Source organism: Pseudomonas sp. GW704-F2 (assembly GCF_059423025.1).
The window spans coordinates 1879-4990 of sequence record NZ_JBWKXO010000088.1 but is presented as its reverse complement, the minus strand read 5'-3'; the positions used below and the strand labels follow the sequence as shown (position 1 = coordinate 4990).

The 3112-nt window shown below is 51.0% G+C and carries 1 rRNA gene; it reads right to left on the bottom strand.

The features are described 5' to 3' along the window. Positions 1 to 55: 55 nt before the first annotated feature. A 23S ribosomal RNA gene (locus tag AC07W0_RS30815) occupies positions 56 to 2947 on the bottom strand. Between the last annotated feature and the right edge of the window lie 165 nt (positions 2948 to 3112).

Sequence of the window (3112 nt, the reverse complement as noted above, 5' to 3'; positions counted from 1 at the left end):
TCTTCACACACCGCAATCTGGTCTCTTTCGAGTTCGCAAATTGCTTGGGTGTTATATGGTCAAGCCTCACGGGCAATTAGTATTGGTTAGCTCAACGCCTCACAGCGCTTACACACCCAACCTATCAACGTCGTAGTCTTCGACGGCCCTTCAGGGGACTCAAGGTCCCAGTGAGATCTCATCTTGAGGCTAGTTTCCCGCTTAGATGCTTTCAGCGGTTATCTATTCCGAACATAGCTACCCGGCAATGCCACTGGCGTGACAACCGGAACACCAGAGGTTCGTCCACTCCGGTCCTCTCGTACTAGGAGCAGCCCCTCTCAAATCTCAAACGTCCACGGCAGATAGGGACCGAACTGTCTCACGACGTTCTAAACCCAGCTCGCGTACCACTTTAAATGGCGAACAGCCATACCCTTGGGACCGGCTTCAGCCCCAGGATGTGATGAGCCGACATCGAGGTGCCAAACACCGCCGTCGATATGAACTCTTGGGCGGTATCAGCCTGTTATCCCCGGAGTACCTTTTATCCGTTGAGCGATGGCCCTTCCATACAGAACCACCGGATCACTAAGACCTACTTTCGTACCTGCTCGACGTGTCTGTCTCGCAGTCAAGCGCGCTTTTGCCTTTATACTCTACGACCGATTTCCGACCGGTCTGAGCGCACCTTCGTACTCCTCCGTTACTCTTTAGGAGGAGACCGCCCCAGTCAAACTACCCACCATACACTGTCCTCGATCCGGATAACGGACCTGAGTTAGAACCTCAAAGTTGCCAGGGTGGTATTTCAAGGTTGGCTCCACGCGAACTGGCGTCCACGCTTCAAAGCCTCCCACCTATCCTACACAAGCAAATTCAAAGTCCAGTGCAAAGCTATAGTAAAGGTTCACGGGGTCTTTCCGTCTAGCCGCGGATACACTGCATCTTCACAGCGATTTCAATTTCACTGAGTCTCGGGTGGAGACAGCGCCGCCATCGTTACGCCATTCGTGCAGGTCGGAACTTACCCGACAAGGAATTTCGCTACCTTAGGACCGTTATAGTTACGGCCGCCGTTTACCGGGGCTTCGATCAAGAGCTTCGCGTTAGCTAACCCCATCAATTAACCTTCCGGCACCGGGCAGGCGTCACACCCTATACGTCCACTTTCGTGTTTGCAGAGTGCTGTGTTTTTAATAAACAGTCGCAGCGGCCTGGTATCTTCGACCGGCATGAGCTTACGGAGCAAGTCCTTCACCCTCACCGGCGCACCTTCTCCCGAAGTTACGGTGCCATTTTGCCTAGTTCCTTCACCCGAGTTCTCTCAAGCGCCTTGGTATTCTCTACCCAACCACCTGTGTCGGTTTGGGGTACGGTTCCTGGTTACCTGAAGCTTAGAAGCTTTTCTTGGAAGCATGGCATCAACCACTTCGTCATCTAAAAGATAACTCGTCATCAGCTCTCGGCCTTAGAATCCCGGATTTACCTAAGATTCCAGCCTACCACCTTAAACTTGGACAACCAACGCCAAGCTGGCCTAGCCTTCTCCGTCCCTCCATCGCAATAACCAGAAGTACAGGAATATTAACCTGTTTTCCATCGACTACGCTTTTCAGCCTCGCCTTAGGGACCGACTAACCCTGCGTCGATTAACGTTGCGCAGGAAACCTTGGTCTTTCGGCGTGGGTGTTTTTCACACCCATTATCGTTACTCATGTCAGCATTCGCACTTCTGATACCTCCAGCAAGCTTCTCAACTCACCTTCACAGGCTTACAGAACGCTCCTCTACCGCATCACTTACGTGATACCCGTAGCTTCGGTGTATGGTTTGAGCCCCGTTACATCTTCCGCGCAGGCCGACTCGACTAGTGAGCTATTACGCTTTCTTTAAAGGGTGGCTGCTTCTAAGCCAACCTCCTAGCTGTCTAAGCCTTCCCACATCGTTTCCCACTTAACCATAACTTTGGGACCTTAGCTGACGGTCTGGGTTGTTTCCCTTTTCACGACGGACGTTAGCACCCGCCGTGTGTCTCCCATGCTCGGCACTTGTAGGTATTCGGAGTTTGCATCGGTTTGGTAAGTCGGGATGACCCCCTAGCCGAAACAGTGCTCTACCCCCTACAGTGATACATGAGGCGCTACCTAAATAGCTTTCGAGGAGAACCAGCTATCTCCGAGCTTGATTAGCCTTTCACTCCGATCCACAGGTCATCCGCTAACTTTTCAACGGTAGTCGGTTCGGTCCTCCAGTTAGTGTTACCCAACCTTCAACCTGCCCATGGATAGATCGCCCGGTTTCGGGTCTATTCCCAGCGACTAGACGCCCTATTAAGACTCGCTTTCGCTACGCCTCCCCTATTCGGTTAAGCTCGCCACTGAAAATAAGTCGCTGACCCATTATACAAAAGGTACGCAGTCACCTAACAAAGTAGGCTCCCACTGCTTGTACGCATACGGTTTCAGGATCTATTTCACTCCCCTCTCCGGGGTTCTTTTCGCCTTTCCCTCACGGTACTAGTTCACTATCGGTCAGTCAGTAGTATTTAGCCTTGGAGGATGGTCCCCCCATATTCAGACAAAGTTTCTCGTGCTCCGTCCTACTCGATTTCATGACTAAGAGATTTTCGCGTACAGGGCTATCACCCACTATGGCCGCACTTTCCAGAGCGTTCCGCTAATCTCAAAGCCACTTAAGGGCTAGTCCCCGTTCGCTCGCCACTACTAAGGGAATCTCGGTTGATTTCTTTTCCTCAGGGTACTTAGATGTTTCAGTTCCCCTGGTTCGCCCCTTACACCTATGTATTCAGTGTAAGGTAACCATCTTATGATGGCTGGGTTCCCCCATTCAGACATCTCCGGATCAAAGTCTGTTTGCCGACTCCCCGAAGCTTTTCGCAGGCTACCACGTCTTTCATCGCCTCTGACTGCCAAGGCATCCACCGTATGCGCTTCTTCACTTGACCATATAACCCCAAGCAATCTGGTTATACTGTGAAGACGACATTCGCCGAAAATTCGAATTTCTCAATTAAGAGAACTCACAAATTTTACCTTAGCCTGATCCGTTACCAGTGAAAGTAACGTTCAGTCTATCTTTCTATCACATACCCAAATTTTTAAAGAACGAT